Annotated in this window: 22 protein-coding genes and 1 tRNA gene; 8 read left to right on the forward strand and 15 right to left on the reverse strand. The window is 55.8% G+C overall.

Translation table 11 applies throughout. The features are described 5' to 3' along the window. Window positions 1–164: 164 nt before the first annotated feature. The 12 genes from ACZ5CE_RS09805 to ACZ5CE_RS09860 all read right to left on the reverse strand — a co-directional run bounded on the left by ACZ5CE_RS09805 (window position 165) and on the right by ACZ5CE_RS09860 (window position 12,983). Window positions 165–731: a hypothetical protein gene (locus tag ACZ5CE_RS09805; protein ID WP_464574724.1), complete on the reverse strand. Its 567-nt coding sequence runs from the start codon at window positions 729–731 to the stop codon at window positions 165–167. A 55-nt stretch (window positions 732–786) separates the two neighbouring features. Then, window positions 787–1,428, reverse strand: coding sequence for a DsbA family protein (locus tag ACZ5CE_RS09810; RefSeq protein WP_464574725.1), 642 nt, complete (start codon window positions 1,426–1,428; stop codon window positions 787–789). A 48-nt stretch (window positions 1,429–1,476) separates the two neighbouring features. After that, window positions 1,477–3,291 (reverse strand): translational GTPase TypA, encoded by a 1,815-nt coding sequence (gene typA / locus ACZ5CE_RS09815; protein ID WP_464574726.1) that lies wholly within the window; start codon window positions 3,289–3,291, stop codon window positions 1,477–1,479. A gap of 554 nt (window positions 3,292–3,845) precedes the next feature. Next, window positions 3,846–4,667, reverse strand: coding sequence for a porin family protein (locus tag ACZ5CE_RS09820; RefSeq protein ID WP_464577476.1), 822 nt, complete (start codon window positions 4,665–4,667; stop codon window positions 3,846–3,848). A gap of 854 nt (window positions 4,668–5,521) precedes the next feature. Beyond that, on the reverse strand, window positions 5,522–5,821 hold the full coding sequence (locus tag ACZ5CE_RS09825) for a ComEA family DNA-binding protein (protein ID WP_464574727.1): 300 nt from the start codon (window positions 5,819–5,821) through the stop codon (window positions 5,522–5,524). Window positions 5,822–6,179: 358 nt separating this feature from the next. Beyond that, the gene (locus ACZ5CE_RS09830) at window positions 6,180–6,986 is read right to left on the reverse strand and encodes a helix-turn-helix domain-containing protein (RefSeq protein ID WP_464574728.1); all 807 of its coding nucleotides are present in this window, start codon (window positions 6,984–6,986) and stop codon (window positions 6,180–6,182) included. Between the two features lie 16 nt (window positions 6,987–7,002). Next, entirely contained in the window at window positions 7,003–7,518 is a 516-nt protein-coding gene (locus ACZ5CE_RS09835) for an RrF2 family transcriptional regulator (RefSeq protein ID WP_464574729.1), read from the reverse strand. Between the two features lie 38 nt (window positions 7,519–7,556). Next, window positions 7,557–8,411, reverse strand: a complete 855-nt coding sequence (locus tag ACZ5CE_RS09840) for a cytochrome c oxidase subunit 3 (protein WP_464574730.1) — start codon at window positions 8,409–8,411, stop codon at window positions 7,557–7,559. A 51-nt stretch (window positions 8,412–8,462) separates the two neighbouring features. Continuing rightward, a complete protein-coding gene (locus ACZ5CE_RS09845) occupies window positions 8,463–8,627 on the reverse strand; it encodes a hypothetical protein (protein ID WP_464574731.1) in 165 nt (54 codons plus the stop codon). A gap of 22 nt (window positions 8,628–8,649) precedes the next feature. After that, window positions 8,650–10,242: a cytochrome c oxidase subunit I gene (gene ctaD, locus ACZ5CE_RS09850; protein WP_464574732.1), complete on the reverse strand. Its 1,593-nt coding sequence runs from the start codon at window positions 10,240–10,242 to the stop codon at window positions 8,650–8,652. 142 nt (window positions 10,243–10,384) lie between these two features. Beyond that, entirely contained in the window at window positions 10,385–11,485 is a 1,101-nt protein-coding gene (coxB, locus tag ACZ5CE_RS09855; RefSeq protein ID WP_464577477.1) for a cytochrome c oxidase subunit II, read from the reverse strand. 445 nt (window positions 11,486–11,930) lie between these two features. Beyond that, entirely contained in the window at window positions 11,931–12,983 is a 1,053-nt protein-coding gene (locus ACZ5CE_RS09860) for a metal-dependent hydrolase (RefSeq protein ID WP_464574733.1), read from the reverse strand. 145 nt (window positions 12,984–13,128) lie between these two features. Here ACZ5CE_RS09860 and ACZ5CE_RS09865 point away from each other — a divergent pair, with 145 nt between their 5' ends. Continuing rightward, complete coding sequence (locus ACZ5CE_RS09865; RefSeq protein WP_464574734.1) at window positions 13,129–13,272, forward strand: hypothetical protein; 144 nt, start codon at window positions 13,129–13,131, stop codon at window positions 13,270–13,272. On the opposite strand, the gene ACZ5CE_RS09870 is transcribed toward ACZ5CE_RS09865, so the two are convergent. Continuing rightward, window positions 13,260–13,880 carry a TetR/AcrR family transcriptional regulator gene (locus tag ACZ5CE_RS09870; protein ID WP_464574735.1) on the reverse strand — a complete coding sequence of 207 codons (621 nt, stop codon included), beginning with the start codon at window positions 13,878–13,880 and terminating at the stop codon, window positions 13,260–13,262. The genes ACZ5CE_RS09865 and ACZ5CE_RS09870 overlap by 13 nt on opposite strands. 267 nt (window positions 13,881–14,147) lie before the next feature. Then, the gene (locus ACZ5CE_RS09875; RefSeq protein ID WP_464574736.1) at window positions 14,148–15,680 is read right to left on the reverse strand and encodes an alkaline phosphatase family protein; all 1,533 of its coding nucleotides are present in this window, start codon (window positions 15,678–15,680) and stop codon (window positions 14,148–14,150) included. Window positions 15,681–15,869: 189 nt separating this feature from the next. Between ACZ5CE_RS09875 and ACZ5CE_RS09880 the strand changes: the two genes are divergently transcribed. The 7 genes from ACZ5CE_RS09880 to ACZ5CE_RS09910 all read left to right on the forward strand — a co-directional run bounded on the left by ACZ5CE_RS09880 (window position 15,870) and on the right by ACZ5CE_RS09910 (window position 24,309). After that, entirely contained in the window at window positions 15,870–16,541 is a 672-nt protein-coding gene (locus ACZ5CE_RS09880; protein WP_464574737.1) for a heavy metal response regulator transcription factor, read from the forward strand. Further along, window positions 16,528–17,958 (forward strand): heavy metal sensor histidine kinase, encoded by a 1,431-nt coding sequence (locus ACZ5CE_RS09885; RefSeq protein WP_464574738.1) that lies wholly within the window; start codon window positions 16,528–16,530, stop codon window positions 17,956–17,958. Before ACZ5CE_RS09880 ends, ACZ5CE_RS09885 begins: the two co-directional genes overlap by 14 nt. Before the next feature lie 819 nt (window positions 17,959–18,777). Beyond that, window positions 18,778–19,686 carry a hypothetical protein gene (locus ACZ5CE_RS09890; protein ID WP_464574739.1) on the forward strand — a complete coding sequence of 303 codons (909 nt, stop codon included), beginning with the start codon at window positions 18,778–18,780 and terminating at the stop codon, window positions 19,684–19,686. A gap of 85 nt (window positions 19,687–19,771) precedes the next feature. Continuing rightward, window positions 19,772–21,187, forward strand: a complete 1,416-nt coding sequence (locus ACZ5CE_RS09895) for a hypothetical protein (protein WP_464574740.1) — start codon at window positions 19,772–19,774, stop codon at window positions 21,185–21,187. Between the two features lie 33 nt (window positions 21,188–21,220). Then, window positions 21,221–22,621 carry a surface carbohydrate biosynthesis protein gene (locus ACZ5CE_RS09900; protein WP_464574741.1) on the forward strand — a complete coding sequence of 467 codons (1,401 nt, stop codon included), beginning with the start codon at window positions 21,221–21,223 and terminating at the stop codon, window positions 22,619–22,621. 208 nt (window positions 22,622–22,829) lie between these two features. Next, window positions 22,830–23,504 carry an addiction module antidote protein gene (locus ACZ5CE_RS09905; RefSeq protein ID WP_464574742.1) on the forward strand — a complete coding sequence of 225 codons (675 nt, stop codon included), beginning with the start codon at window positions 22,830–22,832 and terminating at the stop codon, window positions 23,502–23,504. Between the two features lie 433 nt (window positions 23,505–23,937). Then, window positions 23,938–24,309 (forward strand): recombinase zinc ribbon domain-containing protein, encoded by a 372-nt coding sequence (locus tag ACZ5CE_RS09910; RefSeq protein WP_464577478.1) that lies wholly within the window; start codon window positions 23,938–23,940, stop codon window positions 24,307–24,309. A gap of 333 nt (window positions 24,310–24,642) precedes the next feature. Here ACZ5CE_RS09910 and ACZ5CE_RS09915 read toward each other — a convergent pair. After that, a tRNA-Ser gene (locus ACZ5CE_RS09915) sits at window positions 24,643–24,735 on the reverse strand. Between the last annotated feature and the right edge of the window lie 94 nt (window positions 24,736–24,829).

Genomic DNA, 24,829 nt, shown 5'->3' on the forward strand with positions numbered 1-24,829 from the left:
TAGGAATCAATCCATTTTCTGCTCGGCATTTCCGGGAAAAATCGAGAAAAACGAAACACTCCTCGTTGAACGCGTTGCCGGTAAAATCGGGATGACCGGAATGGGCGTAAGGCGCGCAACAAAGGCCACAGCGAGGACCGAGCACGTGAAACGCCCGATATGGGCTACATGGCGTTCAAATCCCCCATCGCCGCTAGAACCATTCCGGTTCCGGCAGCAATCAGCAGGATATCCGCCGCAACCCGCACATAACGGTATCCGGGGCCCGGATACCCCAATTGCGCAAGCAGGGGCGGAGGCAGGTCATAAAAAACCACATTGCGAGGCAAAGGATAGCCTATGGCCCATTTCTTTGCCTGGCCCGGCGGCATGCAGCCATTGTATTTTTTTGCCAAACCGGGCGGACAGCGGCCGCTCTGGAAGCGCGGCGCGAAATAATCGCGGATGATGGTCCGCTGGCGGCTGTCGAAGTTGAAATTCCGGGCTGGATAACTCCCTGCACCGGGGTAGCGGTTGCCAGCTTGATTATTCCAGTCTTGCCCGGAATTCCGGTTGGTCCGGCCGGACCCATGCTGACCACCCCTGCCCTGGTTCCCTTGGTTTCCTTTTGCCTCGGAATGGCCATGCTTGCCGCCGTTGCCAGCCCATGCCGGCTTTTCGGCGAAAGCAGATAAAGGCATGCCTATGGCTATGGCGGTTGAAATGCAAAGAGCCGAAAGAATTTTATGCATTCCTGATTCCCCTGCCAGCACTCCCCTCGTTGTTTGCCTGGTCTTTCATCCATCCCTATACCGCTACCCCCGCCAGCCATGCATCGAGACGGGAACGGAGTGTTTCATAAGGGCAATAGCCTCGCACAAGCAACGCATATCCCGCATACCTTTGAGGACCCTGCATCATCACTGCAGGAAAACCGCCCACACCCCTTCCGCGCGCTTCCTGGAAATTTTCCAGCGTCCTGCTTCGGGCCGCATCCGACCCGAAAACCTGCAGGAAACGCTGTTCATCCAGCCCCGCAGCGCCAGCCAGCCGCCCCAGCACATCTGGAGCCGTCACGTTTTGCTGCTCCGCGTAAAAAGCCGATTGCACCTGCCTGAAGAAAGGAAAAACCATTTCTCCATCCAGCAGGGAAACCGCGATCACGGCGCGGCTGGCCGGTTCCGTATCGTAAATGAATCCTTCCGGCATCGCTCCCTCGAAGCGGAATGGTTGCCCGGTGGTGCGATGGACGGCCTGCCAGTGTCCCAGAATTTCCTCACGCTGCGCCGCCGGCAAGGGAATTTTCGTGCCCGGCCGCAATCCCCCCAGCAGCAATTCGAATTTCACCTTCCCTGCATATTCCAGCCGGGTTTTCTCGATCACTGGCGAAAAGCCCCAGCACCAGGAGCACATGGGATCGGCAATATACCACAGCGTCTTTTCCATCATCGGCGCCGAGGGGCTGGGCGGAGCGATATGCTCAGGCGAAAGGCGGCTTCAGGCAGCCGCGCGCGCGGCTCTTTTGCGTTCATGCTCCTGCAGGAAACGCTTGCGTATGCGAATGGTTTTGGGAGTGATCTCAACCAGTTCGTCATCGGCGATGAACTCAACCGCGGATTCCAGCGTAAGCTGGATCGGAGGAGTCAGCGTCACGGCTTCATCCGTTCCCGACGCACGGATGTTGGTCAACTGCTTTCCCTTGATGGGATTGACCACCAGGTCGTTGTCCCGGCTATGAATGCCGATTACCATGCCTTCGTACAGGCGGTCCCCCGGATTCACGAACATGCGCCCGCGCTCCTGCAGTTTCCACAGCGCGTAGGCTACCGCCTCGCCCTGCTCGGCGGAAATCAGCACGCCGTTGCGCCGTGCCGCGATTTCCGGCCGCATGGGCGCATATTCGTCGAACACATGGCTCATGAGGCCCATGCCGCGCGTCATGGTCATGAAATCGGATTGAAAGCCGATCAGGCCCCTTGCGGGAATGCGGTAGTCCAGCCTCACCCGCCCTCGCCCGTCCGAAACCATGTCCTGCAAGTCGCCGCGCCGCGCGCCCAGCGCTTCCATCACCGCGCCCTGGTGGGCCTCGTCCACATCCACGGTCAGCATCTCGAACGGCTCGCACTTTTCGCCATCCACCTCCCGTATCACCACATGGGGGCGCGAGACCGCCAGTTCATAACCTTCGCGCCTCATGCTTTCCAGCAAAATGGTGAGATGCAGTTCGCCTCGCCCGGAAACGAGGAAGGAGTCGGTATCGGCTGTTTCTTCAAGCTTCATGGCCACATTAGTGAGCAGCTCTTTTTCCAGCCGCTCGCGCAACTGCCTGCTGGTCACGAACTTTCCTTCCTTGCCCGCAAAAGGCGAGGTATTCACCTGGAAATTCATGGTCAGCGTGGGCTCGTCCACGGCAGGCATGGGCAATGCCTCCGGCTGATCGATGTCGGCCAGCGTGAAGCCGATACCGAGCTCCTCGATGCCGTTGATCAGTACGATGTCGCCAGCGAGCGCCTCATCGAGCTGCACCCGCTCGATACCGCGGAAACCCAGCACCTGGTTGACTCTCGCCTTCTTCGGAGCGGCAGCGCCGGCGAGGACCATGATTTCCTGCCCCGGCTTGAGCCTGCCGCGGCTGATGCGGCCGATGCCGATGCGGCCGACAAAACTGGAGTAGTCCAGCGCGCTGATCTGCAACTGCAGCGGCTCGTCGGGATTTCCCTCCGGAGCGCGAACATGCTTGAGCACTGTATCGAACAAAGGGCGCATGTCCAGACCCGGTTGTTTCAGGTCCAGCATGGCATAGCCATTGAGCGCCGAGGCATAGACCACGGGAAAGTCCAGCTGCTCCTCGTTCGCACCCAGCTTGTCGAACAAATCGAAAGTATGATTGATTACCCAGTCCGGGCGGGCGCCGGGGCGATCCACCTTGTTGACGACCACGATAGGACGCAGCCCCAGGGCCAGCGCCTTCTTGGTTACGAACCGTGTCTGCGGCATCGGGCCCTCGACCGCGTCCACCAGCAACAGGACGCCATCCACCATGGAAAGAACGCGCTCCACCTCCCCGCCAAAGTCCGCATGGCCCGGCGTATCCACGATGTTGATATGCACCCCTTGGTAGTCGACCGCGCAGTTCTTGGCAAGAATGGTGATGCCCCGTTCGCGCTCGATATCGTTTGAGTCCATCACGCGCTCCGCGATGTGCTGGTGAGCCGCGAAAGAACCTGCCTGATGCAGCAGCTTGTCGACCAGGGTGGTCTTGCCATGGTCGACATGGGCGATAATGGCGATATTGCGAATGGGACGAAGCATCGGAAACCTCGGTCGGTACGGAAAAGCGCGGGATTATATCAGGTAGTCGCAAGGAAGCGCTGAACAAATCCTCGCTGAGCGCGTTGCTGGACCTTAAGGAAGCGCTGAATAAATCCTCGTTGAGCGCGTTGCTGGTAAAATCGGGATGATCATAAGGCGTGCGACGCAGGTCGTAGCTTGGACTACGATGCCAAGGAGCGCAACGCCATGAGCGCCCGATTTTACCGCAACCCGTATGGGACGGGGCTTTGCGAGCGGTCTGCCTTGTCAGGCTCCTAGCGAAGGGGATCAACCATTCGCGTCGTCGCCTTTCGCGCACCCCATCCCGCAAAGCCACCGCCGCGCCGGCGGAGATTTATTCAGCGCTTCCTTAAAGTGCGCCCGCAACACGCATGGACGGAATAGCTGGCAATTGGTTCAAAAAATAACGGCGGAGGATGCGCCTCGCGCTGCGCCGGCCCCGCCTGTTTCGACAGACCCGGAAATATACCATTCCATGATGTCATTCAAGTGTCAGGACCGGCAAAAGCTCTCTCGTTCAGCGCTTCCTTGAGTTAAAAACCAATTCCGAGATATCCGCCGGCGGTCACGCCGTCGATCTTGACACCGTCCGTTCTGCCGCTGGTCAGATGATAGCGGGCATCGACGCCCACGAAGAAGTCTTTCCAGATTCGATAATCGGCCCCGGCGCCGAACATGACTCCCGGAATCAGGACGGTAATGGATTCGGACGGCGGACTGATCACATGGATGCCAAGGCCCGCGGGAATGATCCAGGGCCTGAATCTGGAGCCTTCGAGAAACTTGATCTTCGGCGACGCCGTCAATGTGAACTGGCTGACGTTTACCCCGGCCCCCGGTGCGGGAAGCGCGTTGCCCCTCACCTTCGAGCCGAATTCCTTGTATTCGAACATCACCTCCGACATGACGCTGGTCCTGGGTAACGCCCCCCAGGCATCGTTGGTCAGGTTAAAATCAAAACCGGCTCCGATATACCAGGCATCCCTGCCCGCTTGACCCCCCGGACCTCCAAGACCGCTGCTTTGTATGGATACACCATTACGCAGGTGATCGCTGTGCGCAAAACCGCCACGGAAAAACAGCATGTGCATCTTGCTCTCCGGCTGCCTTTCCACTGTTGCCGCGGCGTCTTCCAGTTTGGCCACTTTCTGCGCTTCCGCCGCCTGCCGTTTTTCCACGGAAACCGATCTTTCCTCGATTTTCATCAGTTTCTGCGTATCGCGAGCGGACTCCGATTTCAACTGGTTCAGCTCGTTCCGGATGGCTTGCATGCTTGCTTCCAGTTGTTTCAGCGACTGCTCCAGCGCTTCTGTTCTTGCATCCCCGGCCAGTGCCGGCCACGCGATCATCGTCATGGCAAGGGCGAGCAGAGCAGCGCTCACACCGCCAGCCTGGCGCATCTTTTCAGAATCACGTTTCACTGTTTTCCTCCATTGTAACTAGCAGATCGGCCGCCTATTCAAGACAATCGGATTTTTATATCCGCTAATGGATGATATGGCGCACTGGAGAAAAAGAACCTGACGCATGTCATCTTCCATGCGCCTTGGCATAACGGGAAATTGCCGCCGCGGGGGCAATCAAGGACTGGATGGAGTAAAAATTGAGGGGAAGGAACCCGGAACAGCCCAGCCCTGCCAGATATCAGATACCGGATACGGCGGCCAGGCTGCGCAAGGCGGCCTGCCCCCTGAAAGGGGCAGGCCGTGCAGTGAGCAACTGTAGCAACGGTAGGATGGGTGGAGTGAAACGCAACCCATCAGAAAACATCTATCCAGCACCAGGAAATGATGGGTTACGCTTTGCTCCACCCACCCTGCGCAAGCTCGCGGATAGGATGAGCCTTATCTACTTGCTCCCAGCACGAGTGAAAGGAAGCTTTGCTGTCACAGCCAGGAGAACAGCCAGAACAGCCACACCGGACTGACGCTCTCTCGCGATGCCGGTCTTGTTTTTTTTCATCTTTGCCAGCGTTCCCGGCCATCGAAACGGCGCTCGCAGCGACTATGCCATGAAAATAACCGGCGGTTTTCTGCCAATAAGTCCACGAAGTCCGCAGTCCCTGGCTGGATAAATCACGAGGCGATAAGAAATGAATCCTGATCACGATGTCTACCCTCGAATTTCTCGGAAAATGTATTTGCTCCCTCGCTGATTCTCAGCAGCGCCGGCGGCATGAATGAAACATATTTATGCGCCGGCAAGCGGCCTACTTGCCTGCGGGTTGACTCTCCTTTCTGACAATGGTGGGTCCTGTCAGGGTGATATCTTTTCGGAGCTGCTGCATATCTACGAAACGCGCGTTGACGCCTTCGACCTTCTCCAGGTCGTCAGGCGATTTGAATGACCCGGCTTTGGAACGATAATCGATGATGGCCTTCGCCTTGGCAGCAGTGATGCCCTTAAGGGTCTGGAGCTCTTCCTGGGTCGCCGTATTGATGTTGACTGCCGCGTAGGCGGAGCCGCTGAATGCCGCCAGAGCAGCGATGAAAATGAGTGATTTTTTCATGAATTCTCCTGGATTGATCGAAAGCAAAGGACGAATGCTGTCTGCGCTTATTGCAACATCACTATCCGGTTTGCGTTGATCATCATATTGCGCAACGCGCGGGAGAACCCTGACCAATATCATCTTGCTGGCGGTTATCTTTGGGCAAGCAATAGCTTTGCCTCGCCGAAAGATACTCGGGGAATCCCGGAAGACTTGTACAGGAACGCCCTGGGCCTCGAACGGGAGGGAGTGGATTTCTTCGGAAATGGATCAGTCCAGCGTGGCCGAACAGATATGAACAGGGATGAAGAACCGTGTCCGCCTGGGAGATGGGTTCAACGGGAACAGTGGATCCGGCTGGAATGCGGGAACGGAATCAGGCCTTGGCCGCAGCCAGAAGCATGGGGCGGCCGATGTCTGTCCTCCGCGATTCCCCAGGAAGGCGATGATGAGCGAGCTGCTGCAGGCGCTCCAGATCGTTGAGCTTGACGTGACGGTAGTCGCTGCTGATAAGTCCGCTGTGCTGAAAGCGCGCGAATACCCGGCACACCGTTTCTTCGGCAATTCCCAGATAGTTTCCGATATCGCTGCGGGACATGCTCAGGTCGAATTCATTGGCCGAGCAATGGCGCTGCGCAAACTGCTTTGAAAGGCTGAGCAGGAAAGCCGCCAGGCGCTCTTCGGCGTTGTGCTTGCCAAGCAGCAGCGCCAGTTCCTGCGCATGGCGAACCTCCATGCTCAGGATCTTGAATATCTCGTGTTGGATGGCTGAATCCTTCCTGGTCAGTTCTTCAAAGCGGTCGATGGACACTTCGCAAACGGAAGTCAGTCCGGTCGCCCGTGCCTCGCAGTTGTGTTCCCGCGCTTCCATATCCTCCAGCCCCAGCAATTCTCCCGCTATATGAAAGCCTATTATCTGAACCTGTCCATCCTCGGTAGTGATGCACGTCTTGACCGATCCACCACGAATGACATACAGATACTCGACGGACTGTCCCATGCGATAGAGGGTTTCTCCGCGCTTGAGCACCTGTTTCCTTTTCACCACCCGATCGAGCAGCGACGCATCGCCGCTCTTCAGCCAGAGCGACATGCACAGCTTGTACGCGCCGCAATTTCTGCAATCCTGGGGCACGCTTGCAGGGACTTCCGCGACCGGCGCTCTTTTCGATACTTCCGACATATCATTCACCCTTCATTCACCATTCGTTCAAGTAGATTTGCTGGCTTGTTGCCGCTTTCACGCCATCCTTCGCAGGCAGCCCGGCCAGCAGGGCGCAGGGCATATCCGTTAACTGATATTCGCCGCTCGTCACGCCCGCTGCAAGCATTTCCAGGGTCTGGTGCTGCAGCAGCCTGACTATCTCCTGCTTGATCGGCCACCATCGGGAATGCAGCGGACAAGCCGTCTTTTCACTGCAAACCTTGAGTCCCAGCACGCACTCTTCCGTGAATCCCGAGCCTTCCGTGAGTTCCACGATCTGCATCAGGTTGATTTCAGCGCTGCTTTCCCGCAGGCAAAAACCGCCCTGTTTGCCACGGAAGGAATATAGCAGATTACCTTTGCATAATTCCTGCAAAATCTTCGCCAGATAAGTCGGCGGCGACTTCAGGTGTTCCGCGATGGTGCGGTTCAATACCGCGACCCCGGCTGGTTGCGTGGCCATGTAAATCAGCGCCTGGATGGCGTATTGGGTGGTGCGGGACAAAATCATCGCAGGTTATTGTCCGGATGTTTCCACTTTATTCCGCTTTATATCAGCCAGTAGACGAAGATGAACAATCCCAGCCACACCACGTCCACGAAGTGCCAGTACCAGGCGACGCCTTCAAAGCCGAAATGATTCTCGGGCGTGAAGTGCCCCGCCAGCACCCGACAATAGATGACCACCAGCATGATCGAGCCCAGGGTCACGTGGAAGCCGTGAAATCCGGTCAGCATGAAGAATGACGCGCCATATGCCCCGGTGGTGAGCTTGAGGTTGAGATCCGAGTAGGCATGGCCGTATTCATACGCCTGCAGGCCCACGAACAGGAATCCCAAGGCAAAGGTCAGGAACAGGCCCAGCTTGAGCTGGCCACGCTTGTTCAGCTTGAGCGCCCAGTGCGCCCAGGTCACGGTCACGCCCGATGTCAGCAGGATCAGGGTGTTGATCGCGGGCAGCCCCCAGGGCCCCATGGGCATGAACTTCTCCTTGATGCCCGGACCCGCCGTGGGCCATTCCCCGGTGAAGTCCGGCCACAACAGCTTGTGCTCCATGTCGGAGAGCCAGGGAATGGAAAATGCGCGCATGTAGTAGAGCGCGCCGAAGAAGGCCGCAAAAAACATGACTTCGGAGAAGATGAACCAGCTCATCCCCCAGCGGAACGATTTGTCCACCTGCTTGTTGAACTTGCCGCTCTCGCTCTCGCGCGCCACGGTGCGGAACCAGACGAATATCATGTAGAAGAGAATGGCAAAGCCGATCGTCAGCAGGCCGTAGCCCAGCGGAAGCCGGTTGACTGAAAACGCGGCGCCAAAACCCATGAACAGCAGCGCTATCGACCCGGTAATGGGATATGTCGATGGGGCTGGAACGTAATAGCGATGGCCTGCTTCCTGGCTCACTTCAATCTCCTCCTCGACAGTATCGATCGCATGCGCATGGTCACGGCCTCGCTAGAACCACAGATATGGGACCACCACCTGCACCGCCAGGGAGAGGGCCAGCAGAAACAGTGCCGTCCTGATGGCCCCCTGCCTCCTCTCCAGCTCTGACCGTTCGGTTGCATCACTGTTCCGCGGCATGTCCATATTTTTTGACAGATGCATATTCTGTGCCATGGTCCGCTCCTTTGTCAGCGTCTTATTCGACAACGGGAGGTTTTTCGAAGGTATGGTAGGGTGCCGGCGACGGCAGCGTCCACTCCAGTGTTTTTGCCCCTTCCCATGGTTTTTCCGGCGCTTTCTCGCCTCCACGGATGCACTTCAGCACGATGTAAAGGAACAGCAACTGAGTCGTGCCGAAACCGAACGCCCCGATGCTCGAGATCATGTTGAAGTCCGCGAACTGCAGCGCATAATCCGGAATACGGCGCGGCATGCCCGCCAGTCCCAGGAAGTGCTGCACGAAGAAGGCCAGGTTGAAGAAGAACATCGACAGCCAGAAGTGCGTTTTGCCCAGGGTCTCGTCATACATGTGCCCGGTCCATTTCGGCAGCCAGTAGTATGTCCCGGCAAATATCGCGAAAAGGGAGCCCGACACCAGCACGTAATGGAAGTGCGCGATGACATAGTAAGTATCCTGCACCTGGACGTCGATCGGCACGATGGCGCAGACCACGCCGCTGAAGCCGCCGATGACAAACAGGAAAATGAATCCAATGGAAAACAGCATCGGTGTCTCGAAGGTCATGGAGCCGCGCCACATGGTGGCGGTCCAGTTGAACACCTTCACTCCCGTGGGCACGGCAATCAGCATCGTGCCATACATGAAAAACAGCTGACCGGTGACCGGCATGCCGGCGGTGAACATGTGATGCGCCCATACGATGCATGACAGGATGGCAATCGACGCGGTCGCGTACACCATCGAGGAATACCCGAAGAGCGGCTTGCGCGCGAAGGTCGGGATGATCTCGGAGACGATGCCGAACGACGGCAGGATCATGATATAGACTTCCGGATGGCCGAAGAACCAGAAGATGTGCTGGAACATGACCGGATCGCCGCCGCCCGCCGCATTGAAGAAGTTGGTGCCGAAATTACGGTCGGTCAGCAGCATGGTAACGACGCCTGCCAGCACCGGCATCACCAGCACCAGGAGGTAGGCGGTGATGAGCCAGGTCCAGACGAACAGCGGCATCTTCATCAGCGTCATGCCCGGCGCGCGCATGTTCAGTATCGTGGTGATGATGTTGATCGACCCCATGATGGATGAAGCGCCGAGGATGTGCACGGCGAAGATCATCATGTCCATGCCTATTCCCATTTGTACCGATAATGGGGGGTAGAAAGTCCAGCCTCCCGCGGGCGCGCCGCCCGGAGCGAAGAATGAACCGATCAGCAGCAGCGCCGCCGGGGGCAGCAGCCAGAAGCTCCAGTTGTTCATGCGCGCGAACGCCATGTCCGGCGCGCCGATCATCATCGGGATCTGCCAGTTCGCAAAGCCGACGAAAGCCGGCATGATGGCGCCAAACACCATCACCAGGCCATGCATGGTGGTCAACTGGTTGAAGAACTCGGGATTGACGATCTGTATGCCCGGCTGGAACAGCTCGGCGCGGATCGTCAGCGCCATCACGCCTCCGGTCAGGAACATCATGAAACTGAACCACAGGTACATGGTGCCGATGTCCTTGTGGTTGGTGGTGGTCAGCCAGCGCATCATCCCGGTGGGATGATGATCGTGGGCATGTCCATGCGTACCATCCGCGATGTCGTCTTGTACTACTGCCATAGCTCTCTCCTCGATGCTCTTTTAAATGAATGTACGATGTGATCGATCCCTGATCGCCAGCCGGCGGCGGAGCGAATCAGAAATATCGGCGGCCCGGGCAACAAAGAGCGTGCCCGCAGCCACCATTTTTTCCTCCTTGATGCTATTTTCTGAGTCCGTTGATTTCTGATGGCTGCACTACGTCTCCTGTCGTGTTGCCCCAGGAGTTGCGCTCGTAGGTGACCACCGCCGCGATTTGTACGTCCGACAAGTGCTTGAATGCAGCCATTGCTGTGCCAGTCTTTCCGTTCATTACAATGTTGAGGTGATCCGCCTTCGGCCCGGTGGCTACCTTCGATCCATCCAGGGCGGCAAACGTGCCAGGGATGCCCTTGCCGTTGGCCTGGTGGCAGGCCACGCAGTTGGCGCCATAGACTTTCTCGCCCTCGGCCTTCAATTCATCCAGGGTGAATACCTTGTTGGGGTCTACCGTGGCCGCAGCGCTCTTCTTCTTCTGCTGGTCCACCCACTGGGCGTACTTGTCCTGTTCCACCACTTCCACAACAATGGGCATGAAGCCGTGTTCCTTGCCGCACAGTTCGGCGCACTGCCCGCGGTAGGTCCCAGGCTTGTCGGCCGTGAACCAGGTGTCGCGAACGTAGCCAGGTATGGCGTCCTGCTTGGAGCCCAGGGCGGGTACCCACCAGGCGTGGATGACGTCGTTGGCGGTCAGGAGTATGCGAACCTTCTTGCCTACGGGCACCACCAGGGGATTGTCCACTTCCAGAAGATAGTTCTCTCCCTTGGGCGCGGCATTCCGGATCTGTTCCTGGGGCGTGGCCAGCGCGCTCAGGAAACTGATGCCTTCGCCTTCGCCCGTGATGTAGTCATATCCCCATTTCCATTGATACCCCGTGGTCTTGATGGTGATGTCCGCGCCCGAGGCGTCCTTCATGGCGATCACGGTCTTGGTGGCGGGGTAGGCCATCCCGATCAGAATCAAAAACGGGATCGTGGTCCAGATGATCTCTACCGTGGTGCTGTGATGAAAGTTCGCAGCCTTGTACCCCGCGTCTTTCCGATGCTTGAGCACCGAATAAAACATGGCCCCAAACACAACGATGAATATCGCCAGGCATACCCATAACGCCAATGTATGCTGGTCGTATATCTGCCTGGCTATGATCGTCTGCGGCTCGGGCAGGTTTAACTGGTGCGGATCAGCCGCCGCCATCCCCATCCCGGAATAAAGCGCGACCGCCATTGAAGCCATGATGGTTGATGGCTGCTTGCTATTCATATTCTCCCCACTTGATCATCGGCCGACCATCCTAAAAATGTGCGGTCAACTGCCGGATTCAGGATCATCAATAGCGTTTAACCGTAAATTATTCCTGCCAGCTATCCGATCTCACCGGACACCGTCTTCCTGGCCGGATCGATTACATTTCAAGATAATCGGACTTTCTTATCCGGTATCGAATCGTAGGGCGCGGGAGGAAACAAAACCTTGATCGGCGTCAACTTTGTGGCGTTATCCCAAACCAAGGGATGGGAAACATTCAGGCAAGGGGAAAGGAAAGAAGGGAAAGAAAAAAGAAGAAAAACCGAGGAGCCAGGATGCCCCCGGATCAGTGCAGGATGTCAGCGGCGCCCTGCCGATACCGAAAGCAGCATTCGGCGGAGCCATGACAAAACAGATTTCATTCTCAATCCTGTTCAAGCCGCCAGATGCCTGTGCCGGCATCGTGGCATACGCCAAATCCGAGGGAAGGAGAAAGGGAAGGAACGGTAAAACGCAAATCCGCAAACCGGACGCATACTTCGCTGCCTCTGGTCTCGATATAGTTTAAAAAAGGAAATTGCGCAAATTCGCGGAAGCGTAAAAAAATCTCCTGTCCCCAGGCCTCGCGCGCCAGCGCACTTTGCGCCTGCGCAGCCCCGAAGCGGCTGTAATGTTGCCATCGCACCGCCGAAGCCGGCTCGTAACCCGCGGCTATCCTGTTCCACATGCCCATGATTCCCGGACTGAGGCGGCTTTGCTTTCCGGCCTCATCCGCCGTGTCCCACAGGTTGATGGATGCGACTTCGTAATCCTCGCCGCGGCTGATGATGATCTTCCAGTAGAAAGGCGATAGCGGCTGGGGAATGGCGTAAACCGTGGCCGGCTCCCCGCCGGCGGCATGCGCCTCGGCATGGGCCTCGCCAATTTCAACGGCGCGGGAGTGGAGAAACGCCTGAAACCCGACATAGGACGCCAGAACGAGCATGGATATGACAGCCGGGTAGCGCCTCCCACGCTTAAGCAGCGCCGCCACCAATCCCAATGCGATGATGCCGGTAAAATAGGGATCGATTATGAAGGTGAAGGGGAACGCAACGCGATAGTGGGAAAAAGGAGCGAATATCATCGTCCCATATGCGGTTATCACATCGCCTGCGATATGGATGCCAATGCCAAGCGCAGCAGTGCCATAAATCGCCCGCCAGGAATAACGGTGGCGCGAAAATCGTGAAAGCAGCCACGCCAGCAGCAACGCCCAGAGAGGCAGCAGGATGATCGAATGGGTGACGCCGCGATGCAGGTCGATATAAACAAGGGAACCAAACAGGCGCAGCAGGATGTCGCTATCGGGAAACGCCGCCGCGATGGCGCCATAGATCATGCGGTCCCGCGGCTTCAGCTCATCGGGGCGAGGCATTGCTGGCGCAATGGCACGTGCCGCCAGGGCGCCGCTTAAGGCATGGGTCAGGGTATCCATGCGGAAGACCAAAAATACATTGCGGGATTCACCAGGCTGCAACGGCAGCCCCATGCTGCACAGGGTACACAGGCTACATAGGGCCGCGGAATGCCGTTCATTGCCTGACTCTGGCTGGAACTTTTTGATAGCGCCTGGATTGCATATGGCCAGCTACACTATCCACTCCCATGGCGCCACCCGGCCAGGATTCTCCCTTGCCGGGTCACGCTGCCCGGATCATGCCGGGCGCGCCGAAGGCCATGAATGGAAGGATCGTATCCGGGAAGCCGGGCATCAAGTGCTATGAGCCGCGTTTTCTTCGCTCCCGTTATCCGCAACGCCGCGCCGGGTGAACACCATGTGGTCCGCGTTTTCCGCGATGGCGAGGCACCGGTCCAGAAATCGGCCTGTCCCGGCCGAACCGGAGGAACTGTCGTTCATCCAGTGCACGAACGTCGCAAGGTAAATGCTGGTCAGCGCAGTCTCTTCCAGCGCGCGCCGGATATAGGTGGCATTGCGGCCCGCGGCCTCCCGCATCCACTGAACCGTGCGGCTGATGCGCATGAGGCCCGGTATCTGGATGTGAATGTGTCCCGGCTCAAGCTTGCCGTAGATCATCTGGCGCGTCGTCTTGCGATAGGGATAAAGGGCGCCAAGCCAAGTCATGATCAAGCGATGCAAGCGCTGGCGTGGATTCAGATAAGCAAAATCGGGGCCTTGCGCCGCCCGCAGCATGGCGGCGTCGGCACGCTCGAACCATGCATCGACGATGTCTTCCTTTTCACGGAAGTGCGCGCGCACATCGTCCAGCGTAATGCCCAGCAGCGCCGCCACATCATTCAGCCGCACGGCTTCCCATGAATTCCGTTCGCCAAGCTCAACCGCGGTATCGACAATCTGATCGGCCGTCATCATATCTCCTCGCCTGAGTTATTGATTCGAAGAAAGAAAATGCCTCGCTCAATAAGGTAAAGTGTAAATGACATCGATAGCGTTATCAACCCATGAATCCGGCAGTTGATCGCTTTTTTTGGCTTGGAACCATGATCCATAAAGACGCCCCACCACATCGGGCCCAAGAGGCGGCTCGCGTGGTGGGCGCGTTGAGGCTAGCTCGCGTATGAGGCAGGTATGCTTTCCCGAGTGCGGGTCCTTCGACTATTTCAGGAATTTTATGGGAAATTATGAATCCTGATCATCAACGCCACGAAGTGCTGGCAGGGGAGTAGTCTTCTCCTTGCGAACGGCCAGCAGTTCCTCGGGATCTATGCCTAACGCTTCAAGAATCGTGGGAGCGACTTGCGTGGTCTCAACCGGCGATTTGACTATCTTCCTTCCCAGGCCGGGGTGCGACACGATAAGCGCTACGTTGGTGTCATCATTGCTGAAGCCGCCATGCTCGGCGATTTTCTTCTTCGATGCCGTGTATATGGCGCCGGGAGTCGGCAGCACCATGATATCGGGCGTTCGGCTGTCATGCATAGGATTGTTGAACCTGAGTCTTAACAAGTCGCCGGCGAGCACATCCTGGATGTCAAGCGCCTGCTGGTTGGCACGCAGGTAATCAGCCACAGTCCGGGTCTGGCTTTGGTCCTTCAACCAGATAAGCGCGACATCATCTTCGGTAATTTTGGCGAATGCGTCGGCGATTGCCGGGCTGACTTTGTTTTCCAGATTACCGGTTTTTTTCACTTTGGCCGGATCGATAGGCCCCTGGCCGTGCTTGGCGCTGACAATAACCAGAGTCGAATTGTAGATTCCTTCTTCTTTCAGTGCATTGACTATCTTGCCCAGTGAAGCATCCGTCTGGTCCAGCCCAAACGTCAACACCTCGGATGGCGTGGCTGATGCATCGAGATAGCCGCCACGCTTGCCTTTCAGGCTGGCTTGCGGACGCGGATCGTTGTCCGATGCAATTTTCTGCCCCACGCTCACCGCCTGGAAATTCATTCCAAGAATAATCGGCCGGCCAACCTGTTTTTTCCCCGTGTGATCGAAGCCGCGAACCTCGTTGATTATGGCATTGACCTTGAGATTGTCGTTTGCAACAGTCGTCACGACGCTGGTGGTTGCATCGAGGCCATTGGGAATCGTTATCTCCGGGGTATACAGATCATCCACGCCTTTCCCGGATGGTCCATTCACCAGATCGTAAGCGGGATGCTTATCCGCCCATGCTGTGCGGCCGCCATGATCCCTGATGACTTCAAAAATCGTGTTCACCCGCACGAACTGGTGTGGAAACACCGGCTTGCAGTCAGGGCCCAAAGGGAGCCTGGCTGGATCAATACCATCATTCGTGCTGTTATCGATCGATTCGTCGAGCACAACTTCACTTCCTGGAGTACCGCCGCATTTGCCCGGCGCAAAGAAAGTGCGATCATAGCTGTTGTCGTAAAAAACGCCCGTCGAGTTCGGCGACCCGCCCGTCACCAGCGCCAATAAACCGGGAAACGAGTCAGATGGCTTCGACGTGGAAGCGTTGGTGTAGCGCACGCCATGCTGGGTCAATGCCGCCAGAGTCGAGCCCGGATTTTTCTGGATGTAATTCTCGACATCGATTGCGTGCATCCCGTCCACGCTTATCAGCAACACGTGCCGCACTCGATGTTCCGAAGGAAAATGATGCTCGCTATGCTCCCCGGCGTATATGCCGCGGGATGCCACCAGTGCAAATGAAACTGAAAATAATACAGCAATCTTTTTGACATACATGGAGAAATCCTCCAGCTTGTGAGTTCGCTTCAAGAATGGGAGTGCGTCTCAAGGTTAGCCGAGGGATCGCTGTGCTTACCTGACGCACGCTACAATTCTTACCTGACACGCATTACAATTAATGTGTCAGAGATCAGCTCTCGGATTAGTCCATAGTGACTATTGACTATTGCGGCTTTACTTCAATTTATGCATATCCTGATTATCGAAGACGAAGAAAAAACCGCCTCCTTCGTCAGAAAAGGATTAACCGAATCGGGATACGTTGTCGACACCTCGGGAAATGGCGATGAGGGACTGCTTCTGGCGCTCGATATCGATTACGATTTAATCATCCTCGACGTCATGCTGCCCGGCCGGGACGGCTGGTCCATTCTGGAGACGCTGCGCCGGGCGGGAAGGAAGATGCCTGTGCTTTTCCTCACTGCCAGGGATATGGTGCCCGATCGGGTCAAAGGACTGGAACTCGGCGCGGATGACTACCTGATCAAGCCTTTTGCATTTTCCGAATTGCTGGCCAGGGTTCGCCTGCTATTGCGGCGTACCCCGCAACGGCATAATGAAACCTTGCAAGTTGCCGATCTGGAGATCGAGTTCGTGCGCCAGAGGGCAAGCCGCGGCGGCAGCCGCCTCGATCTCACATCCAAGGAATTCGCGCTTCTATCGCTGCTGGCGCGGCGCGAGGGAGAGATTTTGTCCCGCACGCTGATTGCCGAACAGATCTGGGACATCAATTTCGACAGCGATACCAATGTCATCGACGTGGCGATACGCCGATTACGCAGCAAGGTTGATGACCCATTCAAAAAAAAATTGATCCATACCGTGCGGGGCGTGGGGTACGTATTTGAAGACCGATAGTCTCGGCCAGGTTAAGACCGCCCCCGGCCAATCGTACTGGTCGATTACCTGGCGGCTGACCTGGCTTTATACGCTGTCGGCCTCCACCATGCTCATCTTTGCTTCGGGATTCCTGTACTGGGTTCTCATTGCGACGCTGGAAAAAGAGGATGAGGAGTTTCTCAACAGCCGCATCGAAGTCCTCGATCGCATCTTGCGCACAGGTAGCAAGGAAGCTCTGAAAAATGAAATCGACCTGGAAAATGTAGGATTTACCAATTCCCAATATCATACCTACAGCCGCATCCTGGACGAATCGGGGCTTACGCTTTATGAAGCTCCAGGAATGGATCAGGAGATTCCATCCGCCGTATTCCCCAGTGCGGGCCGCTCAAAAGGCAAAACAAAAAGATGGCTTTCCGCCAGCAATAAAACTTATCAGCTAATTGCCGCCCAGGCAGGACGCGATGATGCCGGCGGATCCACACGGCAAATCCAGGTAGCACTCGATGAGACCAATGAAGAGATATTGATGAGCCAGTACGAGCGCTATCTGGCGGCTATCCTGTTGATCGGCATTTTGGCATCCGCAGCCATGGGAGCCGTGATAGCGCGGCGCGGCATGAAACCGCTGGTCGATATCGCCAAAGCCGCTGAGCGCGTCACCGCAAACCAGCTGCATGAGCGCATTGGCGCGGCAGAGTGGCCTCGGGAGCTTGTGTCGCTGGCGCGGGCATTCGACGGCATGCTGGATCGGCTGGAGGATTCGTTCGATCGCCTTTCCCGGTTTTCGGCTGATCTGGCGCATGAACTGCGCACCCCGATCAATAATCTGCGGGGAGAAGCGGAAGTAGCGCTTTCCAAGCCTCGGGAGGAGCAGGAGTATCGCGAAATTCTTGCGTCCAGCCTCGAGGAGTATGAGCGCCTGTCACGCATGATGGACAGCCTGCTGTTCCTGGCCAGGGCCGAGAGCGCGCAGGCGATGCTTGCCCGCAGCCGGATCGACGTGCGTACGGAAATCACAAAAGTCATCAATTTTTATGAGGCATTGGCCGCGGAGCGGAAAGTACCGGTAACGTGCGCCGGAGATGGAGTGATGGACGCCGATCCCGTTCTTTTTCAAAGAGTCATCAGCAACCTGCTCTCGAACTCCCTGCGCTACACTCCGAGCGGCGGGAAAATTGTGTTTTCCATCCAGGATGTGGACAACGGGGTCGAAGTTACCTGCTGCGATAGCGGGACAGGAATCGCGCAGGAACATTTGTCCAGAATCTTCGACCGGTTTTACCAGATCAGCCCTTCCCGCAATCCTAAAACAGATGACGCCGGACTGGGACTGGCCATCGTGAAATCCATTGTGAACCTCCACGGTGGCAGGATCGGAATAAAAAGCGCCATTGGCGAAGGCACTTCCGTGCAGGTTTTCTTTCCGGCATAGCGGTCCTCATGGCGCCTCATCGCCTTCCCCTGCAATCGAAACCCGCTCATCCCGGATTTTTGCGCTTCCAGATCCATCCCTGATCCCGCTTCGCGCTCTCCCGCTCCCCTTCACTGGGCGCCTGGGTTCTCTTTAAGGAAGCGCTGAATAAATCTCCGCTGGCGCGGCGGCGGCTTTGCAGGATGGGATGCGCGAAAGGCGACGACGCGAATGGTGCGACCGCGCAGGGCGGAGCAGTGTTTTCCGAAAGGAAGATGCGACCCCGTAGCGGGATGCCTGCGCCCCAACAATACTGAGGTGCGGTCGAAGCATCCCCTCCGCTGCCCGATCCCCGCTCTGCGGGGCCCCTCGGGCGACGCTCTGGGGCGCTCCTTCGCCAGGAGCCTGACAAGGCAGACCGCTCGCAAATCCCCGCCCCATAAGGGTTGGGGTAAAATCGGGTTCTCATGGCGTTGCGCTCCTTGGCATCGTAGTCCCGGCTACGACCTGCGTCGCGCGCCTTATGATCATCCCGATTTTACCAGCAACGCGCCAGCGGAGATTTATTCAGCGCTTCCTTAACCTGAATCCGGCTCGATTGTGTAAACAAACACTGTTTGCAGACATAGATCAATCATATCGTTGCCGGTTCCGTGCCAGCCTCCGAACATTACAGATTTGTAATCATTCCGACATCGTTGCGTCAGAATCCCCTTCTTATACTTTTTTAATGGATGTCATGCACGATACATTGGCGGATAATCGCGGCTCTCTTCAATGGATCGATGGCGAGAGCCTGGTTACGCAAGTCATTCCATCACAAGGATAAGCAAATACCCCATGTCCATAGCCACCTTCGCCAGCCAGCGCAAGATTTCCGATACTGGCTTGTCATCATCGTTTCAGGCCGTCGAGGACACATTAAAAAGATTTTCACTGCCATGTTTTCAGGATTCGGAACAGGTCGAGGAATATGTCGATTTATTCTCCCTGCGAACCGTATGCAAGACGCTGGAAGCAGATCGGCTGGAGAGCAGGAACTCCATGCTCGAAAAATGCGTCTCTGCGTTCGAAGAAAAGCCTTTTGAACCCCAATACGGCGATCTATGCCGCCTTCACTGGATCGCGTTAAGCCGTAAAGCAATCAACATTCTCGAGCTGGGCAGCGGCTACAGCACAGCAATCCTCGCCGATGCAATGCGCATACTTCACGAACATTTTGGCATGTGGGCCAGTAAATCCATACGCAGCGACAACCCCTTTCATGTATATGCAGTTGAAGAAGAACAGCGTTTCCTGGAGATCACGCAATCAAGACTCGGACCGGAACTTCAAACGTTTGCTACTGTCTCCCGCAGCTCTGTCGAGGTTTTGATTCACGACAACAGAATTGCAAGCATATATACCAGGCTGCCCAACATCTCCCCCGACTTCATTTATCTCGATGGTCCTTCCCAATTCGCCACTACGCAGGAGATAAACGGCTTCTCGTTTAACAGCAAGGCAAGAATGCCGATGTCCGCAGATATTTTGAGATTCGAGTTTTTCTTCGAGCCGGGCACGCTCATTCTGATAGATGGCCGAACCGCTAATGCCCGCTTCCTGAAATCATATCTACGCCGGAACTGGGCCTATCAGCATGACCCGATCGGAGATATTCATTATTTCGAGCTGCAGGAGGAACCGCTTGGACCCTTTAATAAGCTGAAGCTTGAGTTTTGCTTGAATGGAAACTGGTTGATCGCCTGAGCCACTCCGCTAAAGTCTTTGCAGCTCATGTCTGCCAGTGTGTGCTGGCCGGACAGCCAGTAGAAGCGTTCAGCGGACTTCCTGTATGAAAGCGCTTTTTTTCCTTCGCCATTATAATGATATAGACCACATTACCCCGGTCATTTCGAAGTGGATTGAGTCGGGACATCAATGTGATGTCATCCTGGTTGGCAACCCGAAATTTCGCCACGACTACCGTATAAAATTCCTGAATAAGCTCGGCAGGGTGCGAATTGCGCCTATTCACGATCTATTGCCGCTGCTCGAATTTCTGAAATGGCGCTTGCAGATACTGCTCTTGATCGGTACTTTGCGCCGTACGTTCATCGGGCCATTTATCAATATACTGGCCAATGCATATGATGCCAGAAAGCGTGAACCGGTCTGGCGGAGCACCGCCAGGCGTTTGCTGGAACGGAGTTTCACAGGTATTGGCGAGGGCGTGGTCGTTTTCGACTGGATTACCAGGGATTCGCCGGTTTCCCTGGAATGGGTGGAAATGGTCGTATCCACCGCGCGCGCCATGGGCTTTAGCGCGGTATCATTGCCGCATGGGGATAGCCCGCATGTCAATCAACTGATACGTCACGGTGAATGGATCCTCGAGCCGGATGCTTTATTCGCTGCTGCGCGGATATTTGACAAACTTGTGGTACCCAATGTATTGTGCGCCCGCCGCTTCCAGCCGTTTTTAGATGATCAGTCAATCGCGATACTGGGCTCTCCCCGCTACTGTGACGAATGGTTGAGCAAACTCGCGCAATTTTCTCCTGTCGTGCCGCCAACCAGCCCGGGCAACTCGGGCAACCGGCTCAAGATCGTGATGTTCCTGAGGAAGAGCGACTTCACCATATTTTGGGAAGAAGTCAGCGAAGTGGTGGAGATGATCGCTGCTTTTCCCGGAGTGAAATTGATCATCAAGCCTCATACGCGCGGTGGCTGGAGGCAGCCTCTGACCGCTAAATCCTCATTGCGTCAAATGCCAAACGTCAGTGTTGCGGAAGAAAATGTACATTCCATCCACCTGATGAATTGGGCGGATGTGATTATCGATCTCGCAACCTCCGTTGTATTTGAAGCGGTCAAAGCAAAAAAACCGGTACTGGCAGCCGATTATCTGCATGCCGGCCGTTCTGCGCTGGCCCACTTCATGCCTGAGACAGAATTGAGGTGCCGGGATGACGTATACAAAAAGATAGACGGATTTCTTTCCAACGGTTGCGATTCCTTCTATGTGGAGGACCACCGGCAGCGCTTCATCAATGAAATGCTCAATGCTGGAGGACCGGATGTATTACCTCGTTACGTAGCGTTGCTGGAAGCGCAAGCGAAAGCGGGACAAGGTCCGGAAGTGAATTCGCGTGATTGCGGCCAGCCAGGGGACAACTCGAACACACCAGCTTTCCAGTTCGAAGCTCCCGGATCATCCGTGAACCACGAATCCATCCGAATCCCTGTCCGGCATGCATCGCATGAATAGTAAAATATTACCAAGCTGAGTCTCTCGAAAAATATGAAAAATTGCCCTTCAACCCTCATCATCCCGGTTGAAAATCAGGTCCGCGAACTGGATGCAAAACTCCTGCTCTCCTGTGTCGCCGCGGAGCGCGGCTTTCCGGTGATCATCGGCTCCCGTGCGTTTGTTCATTTCGAGGCGGCGTCGTTTCCACGGGGCGTGTACCTGGCGAAAAGCATGCGCAGCCTGAGCAATTCGATGTTCAGGATTCTGCGCATGCTTGGGCATGAAATTGTGGCATGGGAAGAAGAAGCCCTGGTCCATCCTCCGGCTGAAACCTATTTTTCGCTGCGGCTATCCCCCACGACGATCGGTAACGTGTCCCACATATTTGCCTGGGGGCAGGAAAATGTGGATTTGCTCCACCAATACCCGAAACTGCCCGAAAAACTGCCTATTCATATCACGGGAAATCCACGCGGCGACATATTGCGGCCGGAAATGCGTCCCTATTTCGATACGGAAGTGGAAAGACTACGCAAGCTTCACGGGGACTTCATTCTTATCAATACCAATTTTACCGAGGTAAATCCCTTTATTCCCAATATTGGCCTGTTCGTGCCTGCAAAAGACGGACGCAAGACATCCCGGCGCGGCCAGTCCGGACTTGGCGTGAGCCGCGAATTTGCCGAAGGGCTGTGGGATCATAAACACGCCATACTCGAAGATTTCAAGCAGCTCATTCCGGCCCTCGAACAGGCTTTTCCCCATCTGACCATCGTGGTCCGCCCCCACCCGAGCGAAAATTTCAAGGTGTACAACGATATTGCCGCAAACTGCAAACGGGTGAAAGTCATTCATGAAGGCAACGTCATTCCCTGGCTCCTGGCGTCAAAAACCATGATACATAACGGGTGTACAACCGGATTGGAGGCATATGCGCTTGAGGTGCCGGCCATATCGTATCTTTCCACATTCAATGAATTCTATGACTATGACTTCCAGGGCCTGCCCACCAAACTAAGCTATCAGTCCTTCAATTTTTCGGAATTGCAGGACACTCTGGCTCGAATTCTTGAAGGCAAGCTCGGCGCCCCCGGAGGCGAAGAACGCAGGACGCTCATCGATTACTATCTGACGGCCCAAAATGGGCGCCTGGCCTGCGAACGCATTGTCGATATCCTCGAAGAGAGCGGCTATGGCAAAAACCAGCCCCCCGCAACACCCATGGGAACCCGTGCCCAGGGATGGGCGTTCGCGAAGCTGAAGGCTGCTGTCACGAACCTGAACATGCGGCGCCCTGGCCCCAACAGACTTTCCTATCACGACCACCGCTTTCCCCCGATCCCCATCGCGGAGATCGAGAAAAAAATTGCACGATTCGGTCGCTTATTGAATCGTTTTGGCAATATTCGCGTTGAACAGCATTCGCAACATCTGTTCAGAATCCATGGTTAGCCGTTGCCCATCTTACCGATGAAAAAAATCTGCCATCGGTCGAAGAAGCCAGAATCCAGATCGCCACGGGAATGACGGGTGTCCCCGTTGATGGGGGTGCCGGAAAACGCGGTAACGCTGCGGTTGCAGCAGGGGGAAGGCTTTCCCCTATACACATAAGAGGAATACACCCTCACAAATCTATTGCCAAATATATTTGGCATGTGCTATGGTAAAAGATGAGGAAACAGTGCAGCCTACAGAACCAAAAACAGTCATTGTCTATCAGGATGCGAGAGGCAAAGAGCCTTTCACGGAGTGGCTCCATGGCCTGCGTGACCAGAAAGGACGTCGCTCCATCCTGACCGTGTGGGCAGGCTGGAACAAGGTCTGTTTGGTGATTGCCGATCTGTCGGCGAAGGTGTTTCAGAGCTTCGGATATTTTTTGGACCGGGCTATCGGATCTATTTTGGCGAAGAGGCTGATTGCATCGTCGTTCTGTTGTGCGGCGGCGACAAATCCAGTCAGGAGCGAGACATACAAGCAGCGAAAGCGTATTGGAAGGAGTACAAAGATCATGGCTAAACGGACATACCGACAATTCAGAGATGTGGAGGAAGAGTATTTCCGCAACCACCCCGAGGAAATCGACCCCTACCTTGACGAGATTTTCGATGCCTATGCGGAGGATCACGATTCGGCTTCCCTGCTGGCATCCTTGCGCATCATCGCCAAGGTAAAAGGCATCAGCAACATTGCCGAGGAGACCGGGTTGACGCGCCAAGGCATTCAGCATGCATTGTCTAGTAAGGGGAATCCGCGCTTCGATAATGTCAATTCGATCATGAACGCGCTTGGCTACCGCCTAGTCCCGGAAAAGCTCGACAACGGCCAGCATATCTAGGGAATAAACGCTGCTTCCCCGATAAGCGACAGGCAGCGCGAAAGCTACCCGATCAGGTCATCCAATAGCGAAATGTAGACACGTATCCAACCGGGCAGGATTGGTAGATAGGGGCTCATGGGAGAGCCGAAGTCTCCCCTTATTCGATGGGTTCCAAGGGAGAGCGGAAGTCTCCCTCGGTCATGCGGGCGTCGGGGGAGCTTGAAGGTTCCTCTGACTGGTGATGCAACGGCCAGACGGTGCATGGCGCGAGAGTGTCGAACGGAAGCGCCACAGCCGGGGGTATGCAACAGGGGCAGCGGCCCCTTTGCCAAGATGCGCTGGACAGAAAAATGGCACATTTTGTAGTACAGCGCACATCTTGCGCCGCGCGCGTGGTCAGCGGGTTTAAGCTTTTCAGGCGTGTATGACACCCCAGAAAATCCAGATGCGCATGCAGGAAAAAGCCAAAATCCCTGCGCGTAAAAATTTGAACGAGGATTTTCCGTTGAGATCAGTGGTACGGTGCGCTGAGTGCGACAACCCGCTCACTGCTTGCTGGACCAAGGGGCGCAGTAAGCACTATCCGTATTACTATTGCTTTACTACCAAACGCTGCGAGAGCTACGACAAGGCCATCCAACGCGAGAAGATCGAAGGGAGTTTGAAGCCCTGCTGCACACACTCGAACCTGCCGCACCTTTATTCAAAACCGCCACCAAGATGTTCGAGACATGGTGGAATTACCGCCAAGCGCAGACCGCGCAGCGCGGAAAAGCGCTTGAGGATGAAATACGCAAGCTGGGCGATAAGATCGAACAGTTGATGGACAGGCTGATCGAAACGGACAGCGATTCGATGGTCAAGGCGTATGAAACCCGGATCAAGAAATTCGAAACCAACAGGGCCGTTCTGGTAGAAAAATCCGGTCAATCGCTGCGCCCGATGCGTTCATTCGATGCGGCACTTAGAACCAGTCTCGATTTTATCGCTAAGCCGCATAAACTCTGGAGTTCCGGGCGACTGTCCGAGCGTCATGCCGTGCTTAAACTCGCATTTCCGGATGGATTTCAATATCACCGGAATTCAGGACTTAGAACCGCCGATACCCCATTACCCTTCAAGGTGTTAGGAGGGCTTTCGAGCAAGCGATTTCAATTGGCGGAGAGAGAGGGATTCGAACCCTCGATAAGCCTTTTGAGCCTATACTCCCTTAGCAGGGGAGCGCCTTCGACCACTCGGCCATCTCTCCGAAGCCTCTTCTAAAAAGAGGCAATAGAATAGCGTTTTAACATTTCACGGTCAAACTATTGATCCGGCTGAAAATCACACATCCCGTCATTCCG

This window comes from Nitrosospira sp. TNL200 (assembly GCF_055386305.1).